Source organism: Methylibium sp. Pch-M (assembly GCF_004136295.1).
Taxonomy (GTDB): Bacteria; Pseudomonadota; Gammaproteobacteria; order Burkholderiales; family Burkholderiaceae_C; genus Methylibium; species Methylibium petroleiphilum.
Genome location: NZ_CP029606.1, coordinates 3,521,875 through 3,541,121 on the forward strand (window position 1 = coordinate 3,521,875; position 19,247 = coordinate 3,541,121).

Annotated in this window: 18 protein-coding genes; all 18 read left to right on the forward strand. The window is 68.0% G+C overall.

Annotated elements, in window-relative coordinates; translation table 11 throughout:
- Positions 1-35 precede the first annotated feature (35 nt).
- Positions 36-398, forward strand: coding sequence for a succinate dehydrogenase, hydrophobic membrane anchor protein (gene sdhD / locus C1M51_RS16950; protein WP_036232185.1), 363 nt, complete (start codon positions 36-38; stop codon positions 396-398).
- A gap of 4 nt (positions 399-402) precedes the next feature.
- On the forward strand, positions 403-2,193 hold the full coding sequence (gene sdhA, locus C1M51_RS16955) for a succinate dehydrogenase flavoprotein subunit (protein ID WP_129451632.1): 1,791 nt from the start codon (positions 403-405) through the stop codon (positions 2,191-2,193).
- Between the two features lie 34 nt (positions 2,194-2,227).
- On the forward strand, positions 2,228-2,932 hold the full coding sequence (locus tag C1M51_RS16960) for a succinate dehydrogenase iron-sulfur subunit (protein ID WP_129451634.1): 705 nt from the start codon (positions 2,228-2,230) through the stop codon (positions 2,930-2,932).
- 19 nt (positions 2,933-2,951) lie between these two features.
- Positions 2,952-3,239 (forward strand): succinate dehydrogenase assembly factor 2, encoded by a 288-nt coding sequence (locus C1M51_RS16965; RefSeq protein ID WP_129451636.1) that lies wholly within the window; start codon positions 2,952-2,954, stop codon positions 3,237-3,239.
- Between the two features lie 92 nt (positions 3,240-3,331).
- Entirely contained in the window at positions 3,332-4,645 is a 1,314-nt protein-coding gene (locus C1M51_RS16970; protein ID WP_036232183.1) for a citrate synthase, read from the forward strand.
- 75 nt (positions 4,646-4,720) lie between these two features.
- Positions 4,721-6,133, forward strand: a complete 1,413-nt coding sequence (gene leuC / locus C1M51_RS16975) for a 3-isopropylmalate dehydratase large subunit (RefSeq protein WP_129451638.1) — start codon at positions 4,721-4,723, stop codon at positions 6,131-6,133.
- A gap of 34 nt (positions 6,134-6,167) precedes the next feature.
- Positions 6,168-6,818, forward strand: coding sequence for a 3-isopropylmalate dehydratase small subunit (gene leuD / locus C1M51_RS16980; RefSeq protein ID WP_129451639.1), 651 nt, complete (start codon positions 6,168-6,170; stop codon positions 6,816-6,818).
- A 21-nt stretch (positions 6,819-6,839) separates the two neighbouring features.
- Entirely contained in the window at positions 6,840-7,931 is a 1,092-nt protein-coding gene (leuB, locus tag C1M51_RS16985) for a 3-isopropylmalate dehydrogenase (RefSeq protein ID WP_129451641.1), read from the forward strand.
- A 93-nt stretch (positions 7,932-8,024) separates the two neighbouring features.
- Positions 8,025-9,152: an aspartate-semialdehyde dehydrogenase gene (gene asd / locus C1M51_RS16990; protein WP_129451643.1), complete on the forward strand. Its 1,128-nt coding sequence runs from the start codon at positions 8,025-8,027 to the stop codon at positions 9,150-9,152.
- Positions 9,153-9,480: 328 nt separating this feature from the next.
- A complete protein-coding gene (locus C1M51_RS16995) occupies positions 9,481-11,967 on the forward strand; it encodes a FimV/HubP family polar landmark protein (protein ID WP_242499808.1) in 2,487 nt (828 codons plus the stop codon).
- 46 nt (positions 11,968-12,013) lie between these two features.
- Positions 12,014-12,796: a tRNA pseudouridine(38-40) synthase TruA gene (gene truA, locus C1M51_RS17000; RefSeq protein WP_129451647.1), complete on the forward strand. Its 783-nt coding sequence runs from the start codon at positions 12,014-12,016 to the stop codon at positions 12,794-12,796.
- 6 nt (positions 12,797-12,802) lie between these two features.
- Positions 12,803-13,444, forward strand: coding sequence for a phosphoribosylanthranilate isomerase (locus tag C1M51_RS17005; protein ID WP_129451649.1), 642 nt, complete (start codon positions 12,803-12,805; stop codon positions 13,442-13,444).
- 19 nt (positions 13,445-13,463) lie between these two features.
- The gene (gene trpB, locus C1M51_RS17010; RefSeq protein ID WP_129451651.1) at positions 13,464-14,702 is read left to right on the forward strand and encodes a tryptophan synthase subunit beta; all 1,239 of its coding nucleotides are present in this window, start codon (positions 13,464-13,466) and stop codon (positions 14,700-14,702) included.
- Positions 14,699-15,517, forward strand: a complete 819-nt coding sequence (trpA, locus tag C1M51_RS17015; protein WP_129451653.1) for a tryptophan synthase subunit alpha — start codon at positions 14,699-14,701, stop codon at positions 15,515-15,517. The genes trpB and trpA overlap by 4 nt, the downstream gene beginning before the upstream one ends.
- On the forward strand, positions 15,514-16,386 hold the full coding sequence (accD, locus tag C1M51_RS17020; RefSeq protein WP_129451654.1) for an acetyl-CoA carboxylase, carboxyltransferase subunit beta: 873 nt from the start codon (positions 15,514-15,516) through the stop codon (positions 16,384-16,386). Before trpA ends, accD begins: the two co-directional genes overlap by 4 nt.
- A 134-nt stretch (positions 16,387-16,520) precedes the next feature.
- Positions 16,521-17,843 (forward strand): bifunctional tetrahydrofolate synthase/dihydrofolate synthase, encoded by a 1,323-nt coding sequence (gene folC, locus C1M51_RS17025; RefSeq protein ID WP_129451656.1) that lies wholly within the window; start codon positions 16,521-16,523, stop codon positions 17,841-17,843.
- Positions 17,844-17,945: 102 nt separating this feature from the next.
- Positions 17,946-18,719, forward strand: coding sequence for an SPOR domain-containing protein (locus tag C1M51_RS17030; RefSeq protein WP_242499809.1), 774 nt, complete (start codon positions 17,946-17,948; stop codon positions 18,717-18,719).
- Complete coding sequence (locus C1M51_RS17035) at positions 18,716-19,225, forward strand: CvpA family protein (protein ID WP_242499810.1); 510 nt, start codon at positions 18,716-18,718, stop codon at positions 19,223-19,225. Before C1M51_RS17030 ends, C1M51_RS17035 begins: the two co-directional genes overlap by 4 nt.
- Positions 19,226-19,247: the final 22 nt, after the last annotated feature.

The following is a 19,247-nucleotide window of genomic DNA, read 5'->3' on the forward strand; positions in this document are numbered from 1 at the left end:
GAACGAGAAATCTGAGGCAACGCGGATCGATCAACATGACACAGAACTACGGATCCAAGCGCATCGTCGTCGGTGCGCACTACGGCCTGCGCGACTGGCTCAGCCAGCGCGTCACGGCCGCGCTGATGGCGGTCTTCACCATCGTGCTGATCGCCCAGGTGCTGTTCGGCGCGCCGATGGGCTACGAGCGCTGGGCCGGGATCTTCTCGTCGCAGTGGATGAAGGTGCTGACCTTCGTCGTCATCGTCTCGCTGGCCTGGCACGCCTGGGTCGGCGTGCGCGACATCTGGATGGACTACGTCAAGCCGGTCGGCGTGCGCCTGCTGCTGCAGGTGCTGACGATCTCGTGGCTGGTCGGCTGTGCCGGCTGGGCGATCCAGGTGCTGTGGAGACTGTGACACCATGACGACCAAGCTTCCCACCCGCAAGTTCGACGTCGTCATCGTCGGCGCCGGCGGTTCCGGCATGCGCGCCTCGCTGCAGTTGGCCCGCGCCGGCCTGAACGTGGCCGTGCTCTCCAAAGTGTTCCCGACCCGCTCGCACACCGTCGCCGCGCAGGGCGGCATCGGCGCCTCGCTCGGCAACATGTCCGAGGACAACTGGCACTACCACTTCTTCGACACCGTCAAGGGCTCCGACTGGCTCGGTGACCAGGACGCGATCGAGTTCATGTGCCGCGAGGCGCCGAAGGTCGTGTACGAACTCGAGCACTTCGGGATGCCGTTCGACCGCAACCCCGACGGCACGATCTACCAGCGCCCGTTCGGCGGCCACACCGCGAACTACGGCGAGAAGCCGGTGCAGCGCGCCTGCGCCGCGGCCGACCGCACCGGCCACGCGATGCTGCACACGCTGTACCAGCAGAACGTCAAGGCGCGCACGCAGTTCTTCGTCGAGTGGATGGCGCTCGACCTGGTCCGCGACGCCGACGGCGACGTGGTCGGCGTCACCGCGCTCGAGATGGAGACCGGCGACGTCCACGTGCTGCAGGGCAAGACCGTGCTGCTCGCTACCGGTGGGGCGGGGCGCATCTTCGCGGCCAGCACCAACGCCTTCATCAACACCGGCGACGGCCTGGGCATGGCGGCGCGTGCCGGCATCCCGCTGGAGGACATGGAGTTCTGGCAGTTCCACCCGACCGGCGTGCACAACGCCGGCGTGCTGCTGACCGAAGGCTGCCGCGGCGAAGGCGCGATCCTGCGCAACAGCAACGGCGAGCGCTTCATGGAGCGCTACGCGCCGACGCTGAAGGACCTGGCGCCTCGCGATTTCGTGTCGCGCTGCATGGATCAGGAGATCAAGGAAGGGCGCGGCTGCGGTCCGAACAAGGACTACATCCAGCTCGACATGACCCACCTGGGCGGCGAGACCATCCTGAAGCGCCTGCCCAGCGTGTTCGAGATCGGCCACAACTTCGCCAACGTCGACATCACCAAGGAGCCTATTCCCGTGGTGCCGACCATCCACTACCAGATGGGTGGCATCCCGACCAACGTTCACGGCCAGGTGGTGGTGCCGAACAACGGCCGACCCAACGACATCGTCAACGGTCTCTATGCCGTCGGCGAGTGCGCCTGCGTCAGCGTGCACGGTGCCAACCGGCTGGGCACGAACTCGCTGCTCGACCTGCTGGTGTTCGGCCGCGCGGCGGGCAACCACATCGTCGAGTTCAATCAGAAGAACAAGCTGCACAAGCCCCTGCCCGCCGATGCTGCCGATCGCACGCTGGCACGCTTGGCGCGCCTCGACGGCAGCAGCAGCGGCGAGTACGCCCAGGACGTGGCCAACGACATCCGCACGACGATGCAGCAGCACGCCGGCGTGTTTCGCACCCAGGCGATGCTCGACGAGGGCGTGACCAAGATGGCCGCGGTGGCCGAGCGCGTGCGGAGCATCGCGCTGAAGGACAAGTCCAAGGTCTTCAACACCGCCCGCATCGAGGCGCTGGAAGTCGAGAACCTGATCGAGGCGGCGCAGGCCACCATCGTGTCGGCCGCGGCCCGCAAGGAAAGCCGGGGCGCGCACACGGTCAACGACTACGGCGACACGCCCGAGCATCCGAACGGCCGCAACGATGCCGTGTGGATGAAGCACACCCTCTGGTACAGCGAAGGCAACCGGCTCGACTACAAGCCGGTCAACCTCCAGCCGATGTCGGTCGAGTCGATCCCCCCCAAGGTCCGCACGTTCTGATCCCCCAGACCGAAGCGCCCCAGGAAGCAAGAACATGAGCAAGCGCACATTCCAGATCTACCGCTACGACCCGGACACCGACGCCAAGCCGTACATGCAGACGCTCGAGGTCGAGCTCGACGGTTCCGAGCGCATGCTGCTGGACGCGTTGAACAAGCTCAAGGCGGTCGATCCGAGCCTGAGTTTCCGTCGTTCGTGCCGCGAGGGCGTGTGCGGCTCGGACGCGATGAACATCAACGGCAAGAACGGCCTGGCCTGCCTGACCAACATGCGCACGCTGCCGGGCACCGTGGTGCTCAAGCCGCTGCCGGGGTTGCCGGTGATCCGCGACCTGATCGTGGACATGACGCAGTTCTTCAAGCAGTACAACTCGATCAAGCCCTACCTCGTCAACGACGAGGTGCCGCCCGAGAAGGAGCGTCTGCAGTCGCCGGATGAGCGCGACGAGCTCAACGGCCTGTACGAATGCATCCTGTGCGCGAGCTGCTCGACCAGCTGCCCGAGCTTCTGGTGGAACCCCGACAAGTTCGTCGGCCCGGCCGGATTGCTCCAGGCCTACCGCTTCATCGCCGACAGCCGCGACCAGGACACCGCGGGGCGCCTCGACAACCTCGAGGATCCCTATCGCCTGTTCCGTTGCCACACGATCATGAACTGCGTCGACGTCTGCCCGAAGGGCCTGAACCCGACCAAGGCGATCGGCAAGATCAAGGAATTGATGGTGCGCCGCGCCGTCTGACCCGACCCGGCAGACCCGCATGGCCCACGTGCTCGACGATCCGCTGCTGAGCCCCGCTGCGTTGAGCAAGCTGCGCTGGCGGTGCCGCCGCGGCCTGCTCGAGAACGACCTGTTCATCGAGCGCTTCTTCGCACGGCACGAGGCCACGCTGACCGAGCGTCAGGCGGCGGGCCTGGAAGCGCTGATGGATCTGCCGGACAACGATCTGCTGGACCTGTTGCTGGTGCGCACGCAGCCCGAGGCTGAACTCGACCGCCCCGAGATTCGCCTGGTGCTCGATCAACTGCGCACGCCGCGGCCCGCCTGAAGCTGCGCTCCGTTTCGCTTTCGTCCCTCGCTCTTTGCCCCTTGTCCCGCTCCGTTTCGTCTCCCTTCGAAGTCTCTAGCCAAGGAACTGCCATGACACCGTCCGACGTGAAAGCCACCCTGTCGTTCTCCGACGGCAGCCCCAGCATGGATTTGCCGATCTACAAGGGCAGCGTGGGCCCGGACGTGATCGACATCCGCAAGCTCTATGCACAGACCGGCAAGTTCACCTACGACCCAGGCTTCCTGAGCACGGCGTCGTGCCAATCGGCCATCACCTACATCGACGGCGACAAGGGTGAGCTGCTGTACCGCGGCTACCCGATCGAACAGCTGGCCGAGAACTGCGATTTCCTCGAGACCTGCTATCTGCTGCTCAACGGCGAATTGCCGAACGTCACCGAGAAGGCGAAGTTCGTCAAGACGGTCAACGGCCACACGATGGTCAACGAGCAGATGCAGTTCTTCCTGCGCGGTTTCCGCCGGGACGCCCACCCGATGGCCGTGCTGACCGGTCTGGTGGGGGGGCTGTCGGCCTTCTATCACGACAGCACCGACGTGCAGAACCCGGAGCACCGCGCGGTCGCGGCGATCCGCTTGATCGCGAAGATGCCCACGCTGGTCGCGATGGCCTACAAGTATTCGATCGGCCAGCCCTACATCTATCCGCGCAACGATCTGAGCTACACCTCGAACTTCATGCGGATGATGTTCGGTACCCCCTGTGAGGAGTACGTTCCCAACGATGTGCTGGTGCGCGCGATGGACCGCATCTTCATCCTGCACGCTGACCACGAGCAGAACGCGTCGACATCGACGGTGCGTTTGTGCGGAAGCTCCGGCACCAACCCGTTCGCCGCCATCGCAGCCGGCGTGGCCTGTCTGTGGGGCCCGGCGCATGGTGGGGCCAACGAAGCCTGCCTGAACATGCTGGAAGACATCCAGAAGATGGGCGGCGTGGCCAAGGTCGGCAAGTTCATCGAGCAGGTGAAGGACAAGAACTCGGGCGTGCGCCTGATGGGCTTCGGACACCGCGTCTACAAGAACTACGACCCGCGCGCGAAGCTGATGCGCGAGACCTGTCACGAGGTGCTCGCCGAGATGGGCCTGCAGAACGATCCGCTGTTCAAGCTGGCGATGGAACTGGAGAAGATCGCGCTGGAAGACGATTACTTCGTGTCGCGCAAGCTCTACCCGAACGTCGACTTCTACTCCGGCATCGTCCAGCGTGCCATCGGCATCCCGGTGAGCCTGTTCACCGCCATCTTCGCGTTGGCCCGCACGGTTGGCTGGATCGCGCAACTCAACGAGATGATCGGCGACCCCGAGTACAAGATCGGCCGCCCACGCCAGTTGTTCGTCGGTGCAACGGCCCGCGACGTCACGCCGATTGCCGAGCGCGCCTGACGCCGGACCGCTCCGATCAGAGCAACCCCGGCCCTGCGCCGGGGTTTCTTGTTGTTGACGCCTAAAATCGAGGCCATGGGACGCACTCTGTACGACAAGCTGTGGGACGAGCACGTCGTCCACTCCGAGGACGACGGCACCGCCGTGCTCTACATCGACCGACACCTGGTGCACGAGGTGACGAGCCCGCAGGCCTTCGAAGGCCTGGACCTCGCCGGCCGCAAGATCTGGCGACTGTCGGCCAATCTGGCGGTGAGCGACCACAACGTGCCGACCACCGACCGATCCCGAGGCATCGCCGATCCGGTGTCGCGCCTGCAGGTCGACACGCTGGACGCCAACTGCGACCGCTTTGGCATCACGCAGTTCAAGATGAACGATCGCCGTCAGGGCATCGTGCACGTGATCGGGCCCGAGCAGGGCGCCACGCTGCCGGGCATGACGGTGGTGTGCGGTGATTCGCACACCAGCACCCACGGCGCCTTCGGTGCGCTGGCGCATGGCATCGGCACCAGCGAGGTGGAGCACGTGCTTGCGACGCAGACGCTGCTCGCCAAGAAGGCGAAGAACCTGCTGGTGCGGGTGGACGGCGTGCTGCCGGCCGGCTGCAGCGCCAAGGACATCGTGCTGGCGATCATCGGTCGCATCGGCACGGCCGGCGGCAACGGCCATACCATCGAGTTCGGCGGCTCGGCGATCCGTGCGCTGAGCATGGAAGGCCGCATGACGGTGTGCAACATGGCCATTGAGGCCGGCGCGCGCGCCGGCCTGGTGGCGGTGGACGACACGACGATCCAGTACGTGAAGGGGCGGCCGTTCTCGCCGTCCGGTGTGGAATGGGAGCACGCGGTCGCCTACTGGCGCACGCTGCATTCCGACGAGGACGCCGTCTTTGATCGCGTCGTCGAACTCGATGCGGGGCAGATCGCACCGCAGGTCACCTGGGGCACCTCGCCCGAGATGGTGCTGTCGATCAACGACCGGGTGCCCGATCCGGACCGCGAGAAGGATGCTGGCAAGCGCGGCGCCATCGAGCGCGCGCTGACCTACATGTCGCTCGAGCCGAACAAGCCGATCGGCGACATCCGCATCGACAAGGTGTTCATCGGGTCGTGCACCAATTCCCGCATCGAGGACCTGCGCGAGGCCGCCGCGGTGGTGCGGCGCGTCGGCGGGCGCATCGCCAGCAACGTGAAGCTGGCGCTGGTTGTGCCGGGTTCCGGGCTGGTCAAGGCGCAGGCCGAGCGCGAAGGGCTCGATGCGGTGTTCAAGGCGGCCGGCTTCGAATGGCGGGAGCCGGGCTGCTCGATGTGCCTGGCGATGAATGCCGACCGCCTCGAGCCCGGAGAACGGTGCGCGTCCACCAGCAACCGCAACTTCGAGGGTCGCCAGGGTGCCGGCGGCCGCACGCACCTCGTGAGTCCCGCGATGGCCGCCGCCGCCGCGATGGAAGGGCACTTCGTCGACGTCCGGCGCATTGCCGCCTGAGCGTCCGTCCCGCCTCCACCTGAAACCGACAGCCATGCAGCCTTTCCGTTTGCACCAGGGGGTGGTCGCCCCGATCGATCGCGAGAACGTCGACACCGACGCGATCATCCCCAAGCAATTCCTCAAGTCGATCAAGCGCAGCGGCTTCGGCGTGAACCTGTTCGACGAGTGGCGCTATCTCGACCATGGCGAGCCGGGGCAGGACCCGGCGTCGCGCCGGCCCAACCCCGACTTCGTGCTGAACCAGCCGCGCTACCGCGGCGCCTCGGTGCTGCTGGCGCGCCGCAACTTCGGCTGCGGCTCCAGCCGCGAGCACGCGCCCTGGGCCATCGACCAGTACGGCTTCCGCGCGCTGATCGCGCCGAGCTTCGCCGACATCTTCTTCAACAACTGCTTCAAGAACGGCCTGCTGCCCATCGTGCTGCCCGAGGCGCAGGTGGCGCGGCTGTTCGACGAGGTGGCGGCCTTCCCGGGCTACGAGTTGACCATCGACCTGGAGCGCCAGGTGGTGGTCAAGCCCGACGGCGGTGAGCTGGCGTTCGACGTCGAGCCCTTCCGCCGGCACTGCCTGCTCGGCGGACTGGACGACATCGGCCTGACGCTGCGCCACGCGGACAAGATCCGCGCCTACGAGGCCGAGCGCCTGCTGCGCAAGCCCTGGCTGGCGAACACGCTGGCCTCCTGAACCCACGAGGAATTGCAGAGCATGAAGATCGCCGTGTTGCCGGGTGACGGCATCGGTCCCGAGATCGTCGACGAGGCGGTCCGGGTCCTGGAGGTGCTGGACCTGCGCTTCGAGCTGGAAGCTGCGCCGGTGGGCGGCGCTGCCTACGAGGCCGCGGGCCATCCGCTGCCCGAGAGCACGCTGAAGCTTGCCCAAAGCGCGGACGCGATCCTGTTCGGCGCCGTCGGCGACTGGAAGTTCGACAAGCTCGACCGCCCGCTGCGGCCCGAGCAGGCCATCCTCGGGCTGCGCAAGCACCTGGGGCTGTTCGCCAACTTCCGCCCGGCCATCTGCTACCCGCAGCTCACGCACGCGTCAAGCCTGAAGCCCGAACTGGTGGCGGGCCTGGACATCCTCATCATCCGCGAACTGACCGGCGACATCTACTTCGGCCAGCCGCGCGGCCGGCGCAATGCACCCGATGGGCACTTCCCTGGGGCTGAGGAGGCGTACGACACGATGCGCTACAGCCGCCCCGAGGTCGAGCGCATCGCCCACGTGGCTTTTCAGGCGGCCCGCAAGCGCGGTGGCAAGCTCACCAGCGTGGACAAGGCCAACGTGCTGGAGACCTTCCAGTTCTGGAAGGACATCGTCACCGAGGTCCACGCCCAGTACCCGGACGTGAAGCTCGACCACCTCTACGTGGACAACGCCGCGATGCAGCTGGTCAAGGCGCCGAAGGCCTTCGACGTGATCGTCACCGGCAACATGTTCGGCGACATCCTCAGCGACGAGGCGGCGATGCTGACCGGTTCGATCGGCATGCTGCCGAGCGCCTCGCTGAACGCGAAGAACCAGGGCCTGTACGAGCCCAGCCACGGCAGCGCGCCGGACATCGCGGGCAAGGGCGTGGCGAATCCGCTCGCTACAATCCTGTCCGCTGCCATGATGCTTCGCTTCTCCCTCGACCAGCCCGAAGCCGCCGCTCGCATCGAGCGCGGCGTGGACGCCGTGCTCGCGGCGGGCCTGCGCACGGCCGACATCTGGTCCGAGGGCACCACCAAGGTGGGCACGCGCGAGATGGGTGATGCGGTCGTGGCCGCGATCACCGGCAAAACCATTACCAAGAGCTAGCACGCTCCGGTTCGTCTCGCCCCACCTTCCTGGACCCCGGCGACACGAGCCGGGCAAGTGGGGTCCGGATTCTCGAACTGGAAAGGCAATCACATGGCACTCGTAGGATTGGTCGGCTGGCGCGGCATGGTCGGCTCCGTGCTGATGGACCGCATGGTCGCGGAGCGCGACTTCGACCTCATCGAGCCGCTGTTCTTCAGCACCAGCAACGCGGGCGGCGCCGCGCCCTCGATGGCGAAGAACGAGACGCGCCTGCAGGATGCGCACGACATCGCGGCGCTCAAGCGCTGCGACATCATCATCACGGCGCAGGGCGGCGACTACACCACCGAGGTCTTCCCCAAGCTGCGCGCCGCGGGCTGGAAGGGCCACTGGGTCGATGCCGCTTCCACGCTGCGCATGAAGGACGATGCCGTCATCATCCTCGACCCGGTGAACCTGCCGGTCATCGAGAACGCGCTCGCCCAGGGGGGGCGCAACTGGGTGGGCGGCAACTGCACGGTCAGCTGCATGCTGATGGGCGTGGGCGCGCTGTACAAGGCGGGCCTCGTCGAGTGGATGAGCTCGATGACCTACCAGGCGGCCTCGGGCGGAGGCGCGCAGCACATGCGGGAACTGCTGACGCAGTTCGGCACCCTGAACGCCTCGGTCCGTGCGCTGCTCGACGACCCGAAGAGCGCGATCCTCGAGATCGACCGCCAGGTCATCGACACGCAGCGTGGCCTGTCGGCCGAGGCGACCCAGCAATTCGGCGTGCCGCTGGGCGGCTCGCTGATTCCGTGGATCGACAAGGACCTCGGCGCCGGCGTCAGCCGCGAGGAATGGAAGGCAGGCGCCGAGACCAACAAGATCCTCGGCATCGGCGAAGGCTTTGGCACGCCGGCGATCCCGGTCGACGGCTTCTGTGTGCGTGTCGGCGCCATGCGCTGCCACAGCCAGGCGCTGACCTTCAAGCTGAAGAAGGACGTGCCGCTGGCGGATGTGGAGGCCCTGATCGCCCAGGACAACGATTGGGTCAAGCTGGTGCCGAACACGCGCGAGGCGACGATCCGCGACCTGACACCGGTGGCCGTGACCGGCACACTTGGCATTCCGGTCGGGCGCGTGCGCAAGTTGGCGATGGGCCCGGAATACCTGGGCGCGTTCACGATCGGCGACCAGTTGTTGTGGGGTGCGGCCGAGCCGCTGCGGCGTATGCTGCGCATCCTGCTGCAGGCTTGAGCGACCCGCAGTGCACTGCCTGGGACCGAGACGTTGCAGAGTGACAACGAAGCCGTCTCGGGTGCGCAGGTCGCCACGGTCACGAAGACGTCACGCGGAGCATGAGCTTGTCACCGTATCTGCTTGATGTTATTGTGATTTCAGTCATTTCAGCTCGGCGTGCCCGGCGTTTCGCCACGGCACCGGCGGACAACGAGTCGCATCGCGCGACGCTTGGATTTCGTATTTGGGAGGCGCCTTGAAAGAACGAAAGAACCGCGTCGGGCAGGCTCGTGCACCCAGAACACTGAACGCCGTCGCTGTCGCAGCGCTGGCGGTTTGCGCCTGGATGCCGATCGACGCGGCGGCGCTGGGCTTGGGACGTCTGTCGGTTCAGTCCGCACTCGGGGAGGCGCTCCGGGCCGAGATCGACGTCACCGCGCTCACGCCGGAAGAGGCGTCGAGCCTGAAGGTGAAGGTGGCGTCGCCTGATGCCTACCGTGCGGCCGGGGTCGACTACAACGCCGCGCTGTCGGCGGCGAACGTGACGCTGCAGCGCCGCGCCGATGGCCGGCCCTACCTGCGATTGACCGGCGATCGCCCGGTCGGCGAGCCCTTCGTCGACGTCATCCTCGAATTGAACTGGTCGTCGGGGCGCCTGGTGCGCGAATTCACCATGCTGTTCGATCCGCCGGCCACGCGTGCTGCGGCGCCCGCGTCCGCGCCGGCGGTCATCTCACCGGCTCCGTCGTCGGCGCCCGCCGTCGCGGCACCGCTGCCGCCCCGTGCGGCGGCCCCCGCCAGCCCGACCGTCGCCGCACCGGCGCCGGCTCCGGCTCCACGTCCGGCCCCGGCACCGCGCGCCGCGGCGGCCGAGCCGGCTGGCACAGGTGCCGCGTCCGAGTACCGCGTCAAGGCGGGCGACACGCTGTACCGCATCGCCACTCGCACGCAGCAGCCCGGCGTGTCGCTGGACCAGATGCTGGTGGCGCTCTATCGCAGCAACCCCGGCGCCTTCCTCGGCAACAACATGAACCGGCTCAAGGCCGGCGCCGTGCTCAATGTTCCGTCCGGTGAAGAGACTCAGGCCATCACGCCGTCCGATGCCCGGCAGGTGATCCAGGCGCAGAGCGCCGACTTCGGTGCCTACCGTGCCAAGCTCGCCGGTGGCGTGCCCACCGCGGCGGCGCCGGACAGCAGCCGCTCTGCGGCGGGCAAGGTGCAGGCGGACGTGCAGGACCGCAAGACGGCTGCCGGCGGTACGCCGGACAAGCTGACCTTGAGCAAGGGTGCGGTCGGTGCCAGCAAGCCGGGGCCGGAAGACCAGGTGGCCAAAGGCCGCGAGCAGAAGGACAGCTCCACCCGTGTGGCCGAATTGGCCAAGAACGTCGAGGAACTGAAGAAATTGCAGGGAGCGGCCGCGGCCGGTTCGGCGGCTTCAGCTGCGGCGGCCAAGCCGGGGGTCAGCGTGCCCGCGCCTGTGGTCGTCCCGCCGACGCCGCCGAAGCCCGCTCCGGCACCCGCACCAGTTCCCGTTCCGCCGCCTCCCGCGCCGGTCCCGCCTCCCGCGCCGGTCCCGGCTCTGGCTCCGGCTCCCGAGCCTGCCCCCGCGCCGGCGCCTGCCCCCGCGCCCGCCCCGGCGCCCAGCCCGGAAGTGCCTCCGGTGGTGGCCTCGGCACCCGCCGAAGCGCCGCCGGTCGCTGCTGCACCGGCGTCGACGGCAGCCAGCGAGCCGGCAACTGCTCCGGCACCGGCACCCAGCGCGAGCCCGAGCTTCCTCGATGGCTTGCTCGAGAACCCGTTGCTGCTACCAGGTATCGGCGTGCTGGTCGCGCTCCTCGCCGGCTTCGGCTTCTACCGCATGCGCCAGGGCAAGCGCGACAGCGGCGAGACCTCGTTCCTCGAAAGTCGCCTGCAGCCGGATTCGTTCTTCGGTGCGAGTGGTGGGCAGCGCGTCGACACCCGCGATGCGACCGGCGTGCCGTCATCGATGAGCTACTCTCTGAGCCAGCTCGATGCGATCGGTGACGTGGACCCTGTGGCCGAGGCCGATGTCTACCTGGCCTACGGCCGCGATCTTCAGGCCGAAGAGATCCTCAAGGAAGCGATGCGATCGAGTCCGGAGCGCATGGCGATCCGGCTGAAGCTGCTCGAGGTCTATGCGAAACGCCGCGACACCAAGGGCTTCGAACTGCTCGCCACGCAGCTCTATGCGCTGACCGGTGGTGAAGGCGAGGACTGGCTGCGCGCGCAGCAACTCGGCGCCGGTATCGACCCCGAGAACCCGCTGTTCCAGCCGGGTGGTCGCCCGCCCGGTGCACCGGTCGACGGCGGCGCCGTGGTTGAGGCGCTCGGCGCCAGCACGATGCCGCAATCGGTGTTGCCGTCGCCCTCGCGCTTCGATGCGCAGCGTTCGGAGATCCTCGAGGACCCCGGCGTCGACCTCGACCTGGACGTGTCGGTGCCCGGCGCGCTCGACGAGACCCCGCGGCCTTCGGCACCGGAGCGCACCCAGCCGCTGCCGGTCGCGGCGGCCCCGACCGCCTCGCCGGACCTTGGGTTCGACTTCGACCTGCCGTCGCTCTCACTCGACGAGCCCGGCGCGTCGGCCACGACCACCACCGTGGCCGATGAGTCGCTGCCCGACCTCGGCAACTTCGATCTGCCGAGCGACGAAGCGACCGATGAGGCGTTGTCCCGCAAGCTCGAACTGGCGGAGGAGTTCCGCCAGATCGGTGATCTCGAAGGCGCCCGCGACCTGTTGCAGGAAGTCGTGACTCAGTCCGGCGGCACGCTCAAGGCCAAGGCCCAGAGCATGCTGAAGGACATCGGCTGAACCGGGTCGGTTCGGTCGCTGACCGTCTCCAGCCGGGCTCCGGGCCATGCGATTGGCCCTGGGCCTGAGCTATCGCGGCGGCGCCTACCGGGGCTGGCAGAGCCAACCCGACGGACTCACGGTGCAGGACCGGGTCGAGGAGGCACTGGCCCGCTTCGCCGATCGACCGGTGCGCACTGTGTGCGCCGGGCGCACCGACGCGGGCGTGCATGCGCTCAACCAGGTGGTGCACCTCGACACCGAGATCGAGCGCAAGCCCTTCTCCTGGGTGCGCGGCACCAACCGCTACCTGCCTCCTGATATCGCCGTGCAATGGTGCCGGCCAGTCGATGCCGCCTTCCACGCGCGCAACAGCGCGCGTGGAAGGCGCTATGCCTACCTGCTGCTGGAGTCGCCCGTGCGGCCGGCCATCGAGTCCGGTGCGGTCGGCTGGGTGTTCCGGCCACTCGATGCGACGCCTGTGCGCGAGGCGGCGGCCCACCTGATCGGCGAACACGATTTCAGCGCCTTCCGCTCAGCCGAGTGCCAAGCGGCCAGCCCGGTGAAGACCCTGAGGCGCATCGAGATCGTTCGTCGCGGCGCCTACTGGCGCTTCGAGTTCGAGGCCAGCGCCTTCCTGCACCACATGGTCCGCAATCTGATGGGCTGCCTGCTGGCCGTGGGGCAGGGCACGCGCACGCCGCAGTGGCTGGCCGAGGTGCTGGCCGCGGGCGATCGCAGCTTGGCTGCGCCCACCTTTGCTCCGGATGGCTTGTATTTCCTCGGTCCGCACTACGATGCGAACCTCGACCTGCCCGAACGCACGCCCGCGTTCGACTGGCTGCCCTGAAAGCCCATGCGCACCCGCATCAAGATCTGTGGTCTGACCCGCGAGGCCGATGTCGACGCGGCGGTGGAGGCCGGGGCTGACGCCATCGGCTTCGTCTTCTACGCGAAGAGCCCACGCGCGGTGTCCGTGGCGCACGCTGCGGCGCTGGCGCGTCGCCTGCCGCCGTTCGTGACGCCGGTCGGCCTGTTCGTCAACGCTGCGCCGGACGAACTGGCCGCCGCCTGTGCCGCCATCCCGACGCTGATGCTGCAGTTCCACGGCGACGAGACGCCGGGGCAGTGCGATGCGATGGGGAGGCCCTACCTGCGCGCTGCCCGCATGGCACCGGGTTTCGATTTGTTAAACTTTGCGCAGCAGTTCTCGAGCGCCCAGGCCCTGCTTCTCGATGCACATGTCGAGGGCTACGGCGGCGGCGGAAAGGTCTTCGATTGGTCACTCGTTCCATCCGGCGTCACCCCTCCGCTCGTTTTGTCTGGTGGGTTGAGTGCTGCCAACGTGACCGATGGGGTGCTGAAGGTGCGGCCTTGGGCCGTTGACGTGAGTTCCGGCGTGGAGAGTGCGAAGGGCATCAAGGATGCCGACGCCGTCCGCCGGTTTTGCGAGGCAGTGCGCGAGGCCGATGCCCGTGTCGCCGCCAGCGCGATCTGACACCTTCTTTGCACCCACCATGTTGAACTACCAGCAACCCGATGCGAGCGGCCATTTCGGCCGCTATGGCGGCAGCTTCGTTGCCGAAACCCTGATTCACGCGCTCGATGAACTGAAGGCCGCCTACGCGCGCTATCGCGACGATCCCGAGTTCGTGGCCGAGTTCAAGAGCGAACTCGCGCATTTCGTCGGCCGACCCAGCCCGATATACCACGCCGCGCGCATGAGCCGCGAGCTCGGCGGCGCCCAGATCTACCTGAAGCGCGAGGACCTCAACCACACCGGCGCCCACAAGATCAACAACACCATCGGCCAGGCGCTGCTGGCGCGGCGCATGGGCAAGCCGCGCGTGATCGCCGAAACCGGTGCTGGCCAGCACGGCGTGGCCACCGCCACCATCTGTGCCCGCTACGGCATGGAATGCGTGGTCTACATGGGCAGCGAGGACGTGAAGCGACAGTCGCCCAACGTCTACCGCATGCACCTGCTGGGCGCCCGGGTGGTGCCGGTGGACAGCGGCAGCAAGACGCTGAAGGACGCGCTGAACGAGGCGCTGCGCGACTGGGTCACCAACGTCGAGAACACCTTCTACATCATCGGCACCGTGGCCGGCCCGGCGCCGTACCCGGAGATGGTGCGTGACTTCCAGAGCGTCATCGGAGAGGAATGCCTGCGGCAGATGCCGGAGATGGCGGGTCGCCAGCCCGACGCGGTGATCGCCTGCGTCGGCGGCGGCAGCAATGCGATGGGCATCTTCTACCCCTACATCCGTCACGAGGGCGTGCGCCTGATCGGCGTGGAGGCAGCCGGCCACGGGCTCGACACCGGCAAGCATGCCGCCAGCCTCAGCGCCGGCTCGCCGGGCGTGCTGCACGGCAACCGCACCTACCTGCTGCAGGACGCGAACGGCCAGATCATCGAGACGCACTCGATCTCCGCCGGTCTCGATTACCCCGGCGTCGGTCCCGAGCACGCCTACCTGAAGGACATCGGCCGGGCCGAGTACGTCGGCATCACCGACGACGAGGCGCTGCAGGCCTTTCACCGGCTGTGCCGCACCGAAGGCATCATCCCGGCGCTCGAATCCAGCCATGCGGTGGCCTACGCGATGAAACTGGCGCCGACGATGCGGAGCGACCAGAGTCTGCTGGTCAACCTGTCCGGTCGGGGCGACAAGGACATCGGCACCGTCGCCGACCTGTCCGGCGCCGAGTTCTACGACCGGCCGTCGTCGCGCGGCGAGAAGGTGAAGCAATGAGCCGTATCGCTGCGACTTTCGAGCGGCTCCGTGCGCAGCGGCGCACCGCGCTGATTCCCTACATCACCGCCGGCGATCCCTACGCCGACGCCACCGTCGACATCATGCTGGCGATGGCCGGAGCCGGGGCCGACGTTATCGAACTCGGCGTGCCGTTCTCCGACCCGATGGCCGACGGCCCGGTGATCCAGAAGGCCTCGGAGCGGGCGCTGGCCCGAGGTATCGGGATGGGCCAGGTGCTGGCGATGGTGCGGGGCTTCCGTGCGCACAACGACGCCACGCCGGTGGTGCTGATGGGCTACGCGAACCCGGTCGAGCGCTATGGCATCGACCGCTTCGTCGCCGACGCCAAGGCGGCCGGCGTCGACGGCGTGCTGGTGGTCGACTACCCGCCCGAGGAGTGCGAGGCTTTCGCCGCGCAACTGCTGGGCGCAGACCTCGACCCGATCTTCCTGCTCGCCCCGACCTCCATCGAGCAGCGCATGAAGGACGTGGGTCGCATCGCGCGCGGCTACGTCTACTACGTGTCGCTCAAGGGCGTGACCGGAGCAGGGCACCTGGACACCGACGCCGTCGCGACGATGCTGCCGCGCATCCGCGAGCACGTGAAGGTGCCGGTCGGCGTGGGCTTCGGCATCCGCGACGCGGCCACCGCGAAGGCGCTTGCAGCGGTGGCGGACGCGGTCGTCATCGGCTCGCGCATCGTCCAGTTGCTGGAAGCCGAGCCGCGCGAGAGCGTCGCTGCCGTCGGTGGCGCCTTCATTGCCTCGATCCGCGAGGCGCTAGATTCTTCAACCGAAGGAGTGCGTGCATGAGCTGGCTCGAGAAACTGCTGCCGCCCAAGATCCAGCCCACCGATCCGACCGAGCGTCGCTCGGTGCCGGAAGGGCTGTGGATCAAGTGCCCTGCCTGCGAGACGGTGCTCTACAAGACCGACCTGGAGCAGAACGCCTACGTCTGCCCCAAGTGCACCCACCACCACCGCGTCGGTGCGCGCGAACGCCTCGACAAGTTCCTCGACCCGGAGGGCCGTTACGAGCTGGCCCAGGAGGTCGTGCCGGTCGATCCGCTGAAGTTCAAGGACAGCAAGAAGTACCCCGAGCGCCTGAAGCAGGCGATGGAATCCACCGGCGAGACCGATGCCCTCGTGGTGATGGGCGGCGCGGTCCACACGCTGCCGGTCGTCGCTGCCGCCTTCGAGTTCGAATTCATGGGCGGCTCGATGGGTTCGGTGGTCGGTGAGCGCTTCGTGCGCGGCGTCGAGGCGGCGATCGACCAGAAGACGCCGTTCATCTGCTTCACCGCGACCGGCGGCGCGCGCATGCAGGAAGGCCTGCTGTCGCTGATGCAGATGGCCAAGACCAATGCGGCCCTGACGCGGCTGGCGAAGGCGAAGCTGCCCTACATCAGCGTGCTGACCGACCCGACGATGGGCGGCGTGTCGGCCGGCTTCGCCTTCATGGGCGACGTGGTGATCGCCGAACCGAAGGCGCTGATCGGCTTTGCCGGACCGCGCGTGATCGAGAACACCGTGCGGGAGAAGCTGCCCGAGGGCTTCCAGCGCAGCGAGTTCCTGCTGAACAAGGGGGCGCTCGACATGATCGTCGACCGCCGCGAACTGCGCGGCACGGTGGCCCACCTGCTCGCGATGCTGCAGCGGCAGAGCGCCGACGCGGTGGCCTGAGCCTTCTCCTGTCCCGCGCTCGATTCGGCTGGCGGCGGTGAGCCGCCAGCACGGCGAAGGGCGGCTTCGGCCGCCCTTGCGCATGAAGCGCGGCCCCTGTCTCCATCCGCTTCTCTTGCCACGTTTCGCGCTCCATGACGACCCCGTCCACGCTCGCCGACTGGCTGGCCCATTGCGAGCGCCTGCATCCCCGCACGATCGACCTCACGCTGGAGCGCGTGCAGCGCGTGCGCATGCGGCTCGGGCTGGGCTTCGACTGTCCGGTGTTCACGGTGGCTGGCACCAACGGCAAGGGCTCGACCTGCGCGATGCTCGAGGCGATCCTGCTGCATTCAGGTTATCGGGTCGGTGTCTACACCTCGCCGCACCTGGTGCATTTCGAGGAGCGCTGCCGCATCGGCGGCGAAGTCGTCGAGGCGGCTGCGCTGCTGCCGCACTTCGCGGCCGTCGAGACGGCCCGCCAAGGCGAGACGCTGACTTACTTCGAGTTCACCACGCTGGTGATCCTGCGGCTGCTCAGCGAGGCCTCGCTCGACGCGGTGGTGCTGGAGGTCGGCCTCGGAGGGCGACTGGACGCCGTCAATTCGATCGATGCCGACTGCGCCATCCTGACCAGCATCGACCTCGACCACATGGACTATCTCGGGCCCGACCGCGAGGCGATCGGGCGCGAGAAGGCGGGCATCCTGCGCACCGGCCGGCCGGCCATCGTCGGCGATCCGATGCCGCCGCAGAGCGTGCTCGACCACGCGCGGGAGATCGGCGCCGACCTGTGGCGCTTCGGACACGACTTCAACTACCGCGGCGACAAGCAGCAGTGGGGCTGGGCCGGTCGGTCGCGCCGCCACAACGGACTGGCCTATCCGGCCCTGCGCGGCGCAAATCAGCTGCTCAACGCCTCGGGCGTGCTGGCGGCGCTGGAGGCGATGCGAGACCGGCTGCCGATCACGGCGCAGGCGGTTCGCAACGGCCTCGCGATGGTCGAGCTTCCGGGCCGTTTCCAGATCGTGCCGGGCGAACCGACGCTGGTGCTCGATGTCGCGCACAACCCGCACGCCGTCGCCACGCTGGCCGAGAACCTCGACCAGATGGGCTACTACCCCTGCACCCACGTCGTGTTCGGTGCGATGAAGGACAAGGACATCGAGGCCATGTTCGCGCGCCTGCTGCCGCTGGTCGATCGCTGGTACTTCAGCGATCTGCCGACGCCCCGCGCTGCGACGGCGCAGGAACTCCGGGCCCTGCACGCACGGGCCGTAGCCGCGCGCGCGCCGGGGGTGACGCCGCTGCCGCCGCAAGTGCAGGCCAGCGAGCATCCGGCACCCCGCGCCGCACTCGTCGCGGCCCTCGAAGCGGCAGACCCCGCTGATAGAATCGTGGTGTTCGGATCGTTCTTCACCGTCGGTGGCGTGCTCGAGAACGGGCTGCCACGCCGCACTGCCAAGCACCTGGGTTGACATTGCGGTTGCCGACCCGATGTGCAGGTCCGACGGCCTGCATCGCGGAACCATCGCAGGGCGTTGCGCTTGCCGTCGATCACCTCCCGGAAGCCTCCTCGCATGGGTCTGCTGTCCTTCTTTCAACGCAAGTCCGGCACCGGGTCGGGCGCCTCACCGACCGACGCTGATTCCGTCGAACTCGCGCGTGGCCGTGCACGTCGCCGCCTGGTCGGCGCGACAGTGCTGGTGGTGCTGGGTGTGTTGGGCTTTCCCCTGCTGTTCGACACGGCGCCGCGACCGCTGTCGGGCGACATCCCGATCGACATTCCTCGCAAGGACGCTGCCGCGCCGCTGGTCACCAAGCCGGCGAGTCTGCCGTCGGCCGCTGTGACGGCACCGAAGGACGATGCGGTCATGACGGAGAGCGCCGAGGAGGCCGGACGCGAGGTCGCCGCGTCGGCTGTGTCGCCGCGTGTCGCGGCTGTGCCCCCGGAAAAGCCCGCCGCAAAACCCGCCGACAAGAAGCCTGAGCCGGCCGCCAGCAAGCCTGCCGCCGCCAAGCCGGCGGTGACCGCCGATGCTGCCCGAGCCAGAGCTGCGCTGGAAGGCAAGCCTGCGGTCGTCGCGGCCAAGACCGAGGCTGCCGACAAGCCCTCCGATGGCAGTACACGCTTTGTCGTGCAGGTCGGCGCCTACAGTGAGGCCGAATCGGCCCGTGAGGCCCGCTCGCGTGTCGAGAAGCTGGGCTACAAGACCTACACGCAGGTCGTCGAGACCCCATCGGGCAAGCGCATCCGCGTGCGCATCGGCCCTTACGCCGATCGCGGCGAGGCCGACAAGGTGGCCTCCAAGATCAAGCAGTCCGGCCTCAATTCGGCCGTGCTCACGCTGTGAGCGCCGCCGTGGCGCAGGTCAGCTGGGTCGACTGGGTGTTCCTCGCCGTGGTCGGCCTGTCGGTCGTCGTCGGTCTGGTGCGCGGCCTGCTGTACGAGGTGATGTCGCTGCTGGGCTGGGTGGTCGCCTACGTGGCTGCGCAAGCCTTCGGCGTGGTCATGGCGCCGAGCATTCCGGTCGGGGCACCGGGCTCGGGGCTCAACCTCGCAGCGTCGTTCGTGATCGTCTTCGTGGCCGTGCTGATCGGCTGGGGTTTCCTGTCGTGGCTGATCAAGAAGCTGGTGCAGGCCTCGCCGCTGAGCCCGCTCGATCGGGTGTTGGGCGCGGTGTTCGGTTTGTTGCGCGGTGTGCTGGTGGCGCTGGTCGCCGCGACGGCGGTCACCATGACGCCGCTGGCGACATCGCCGGCATGGCAAGCTGCCCACAGCGTGGCGGGCTTGCAGGCGGTGCTGGCCGGCCTGAAGCCGCTGCTGCCGCACGAGGTGGTGCGGCATCTGCGGGCCTGAGAGATATTCATTTCAAGGGGTA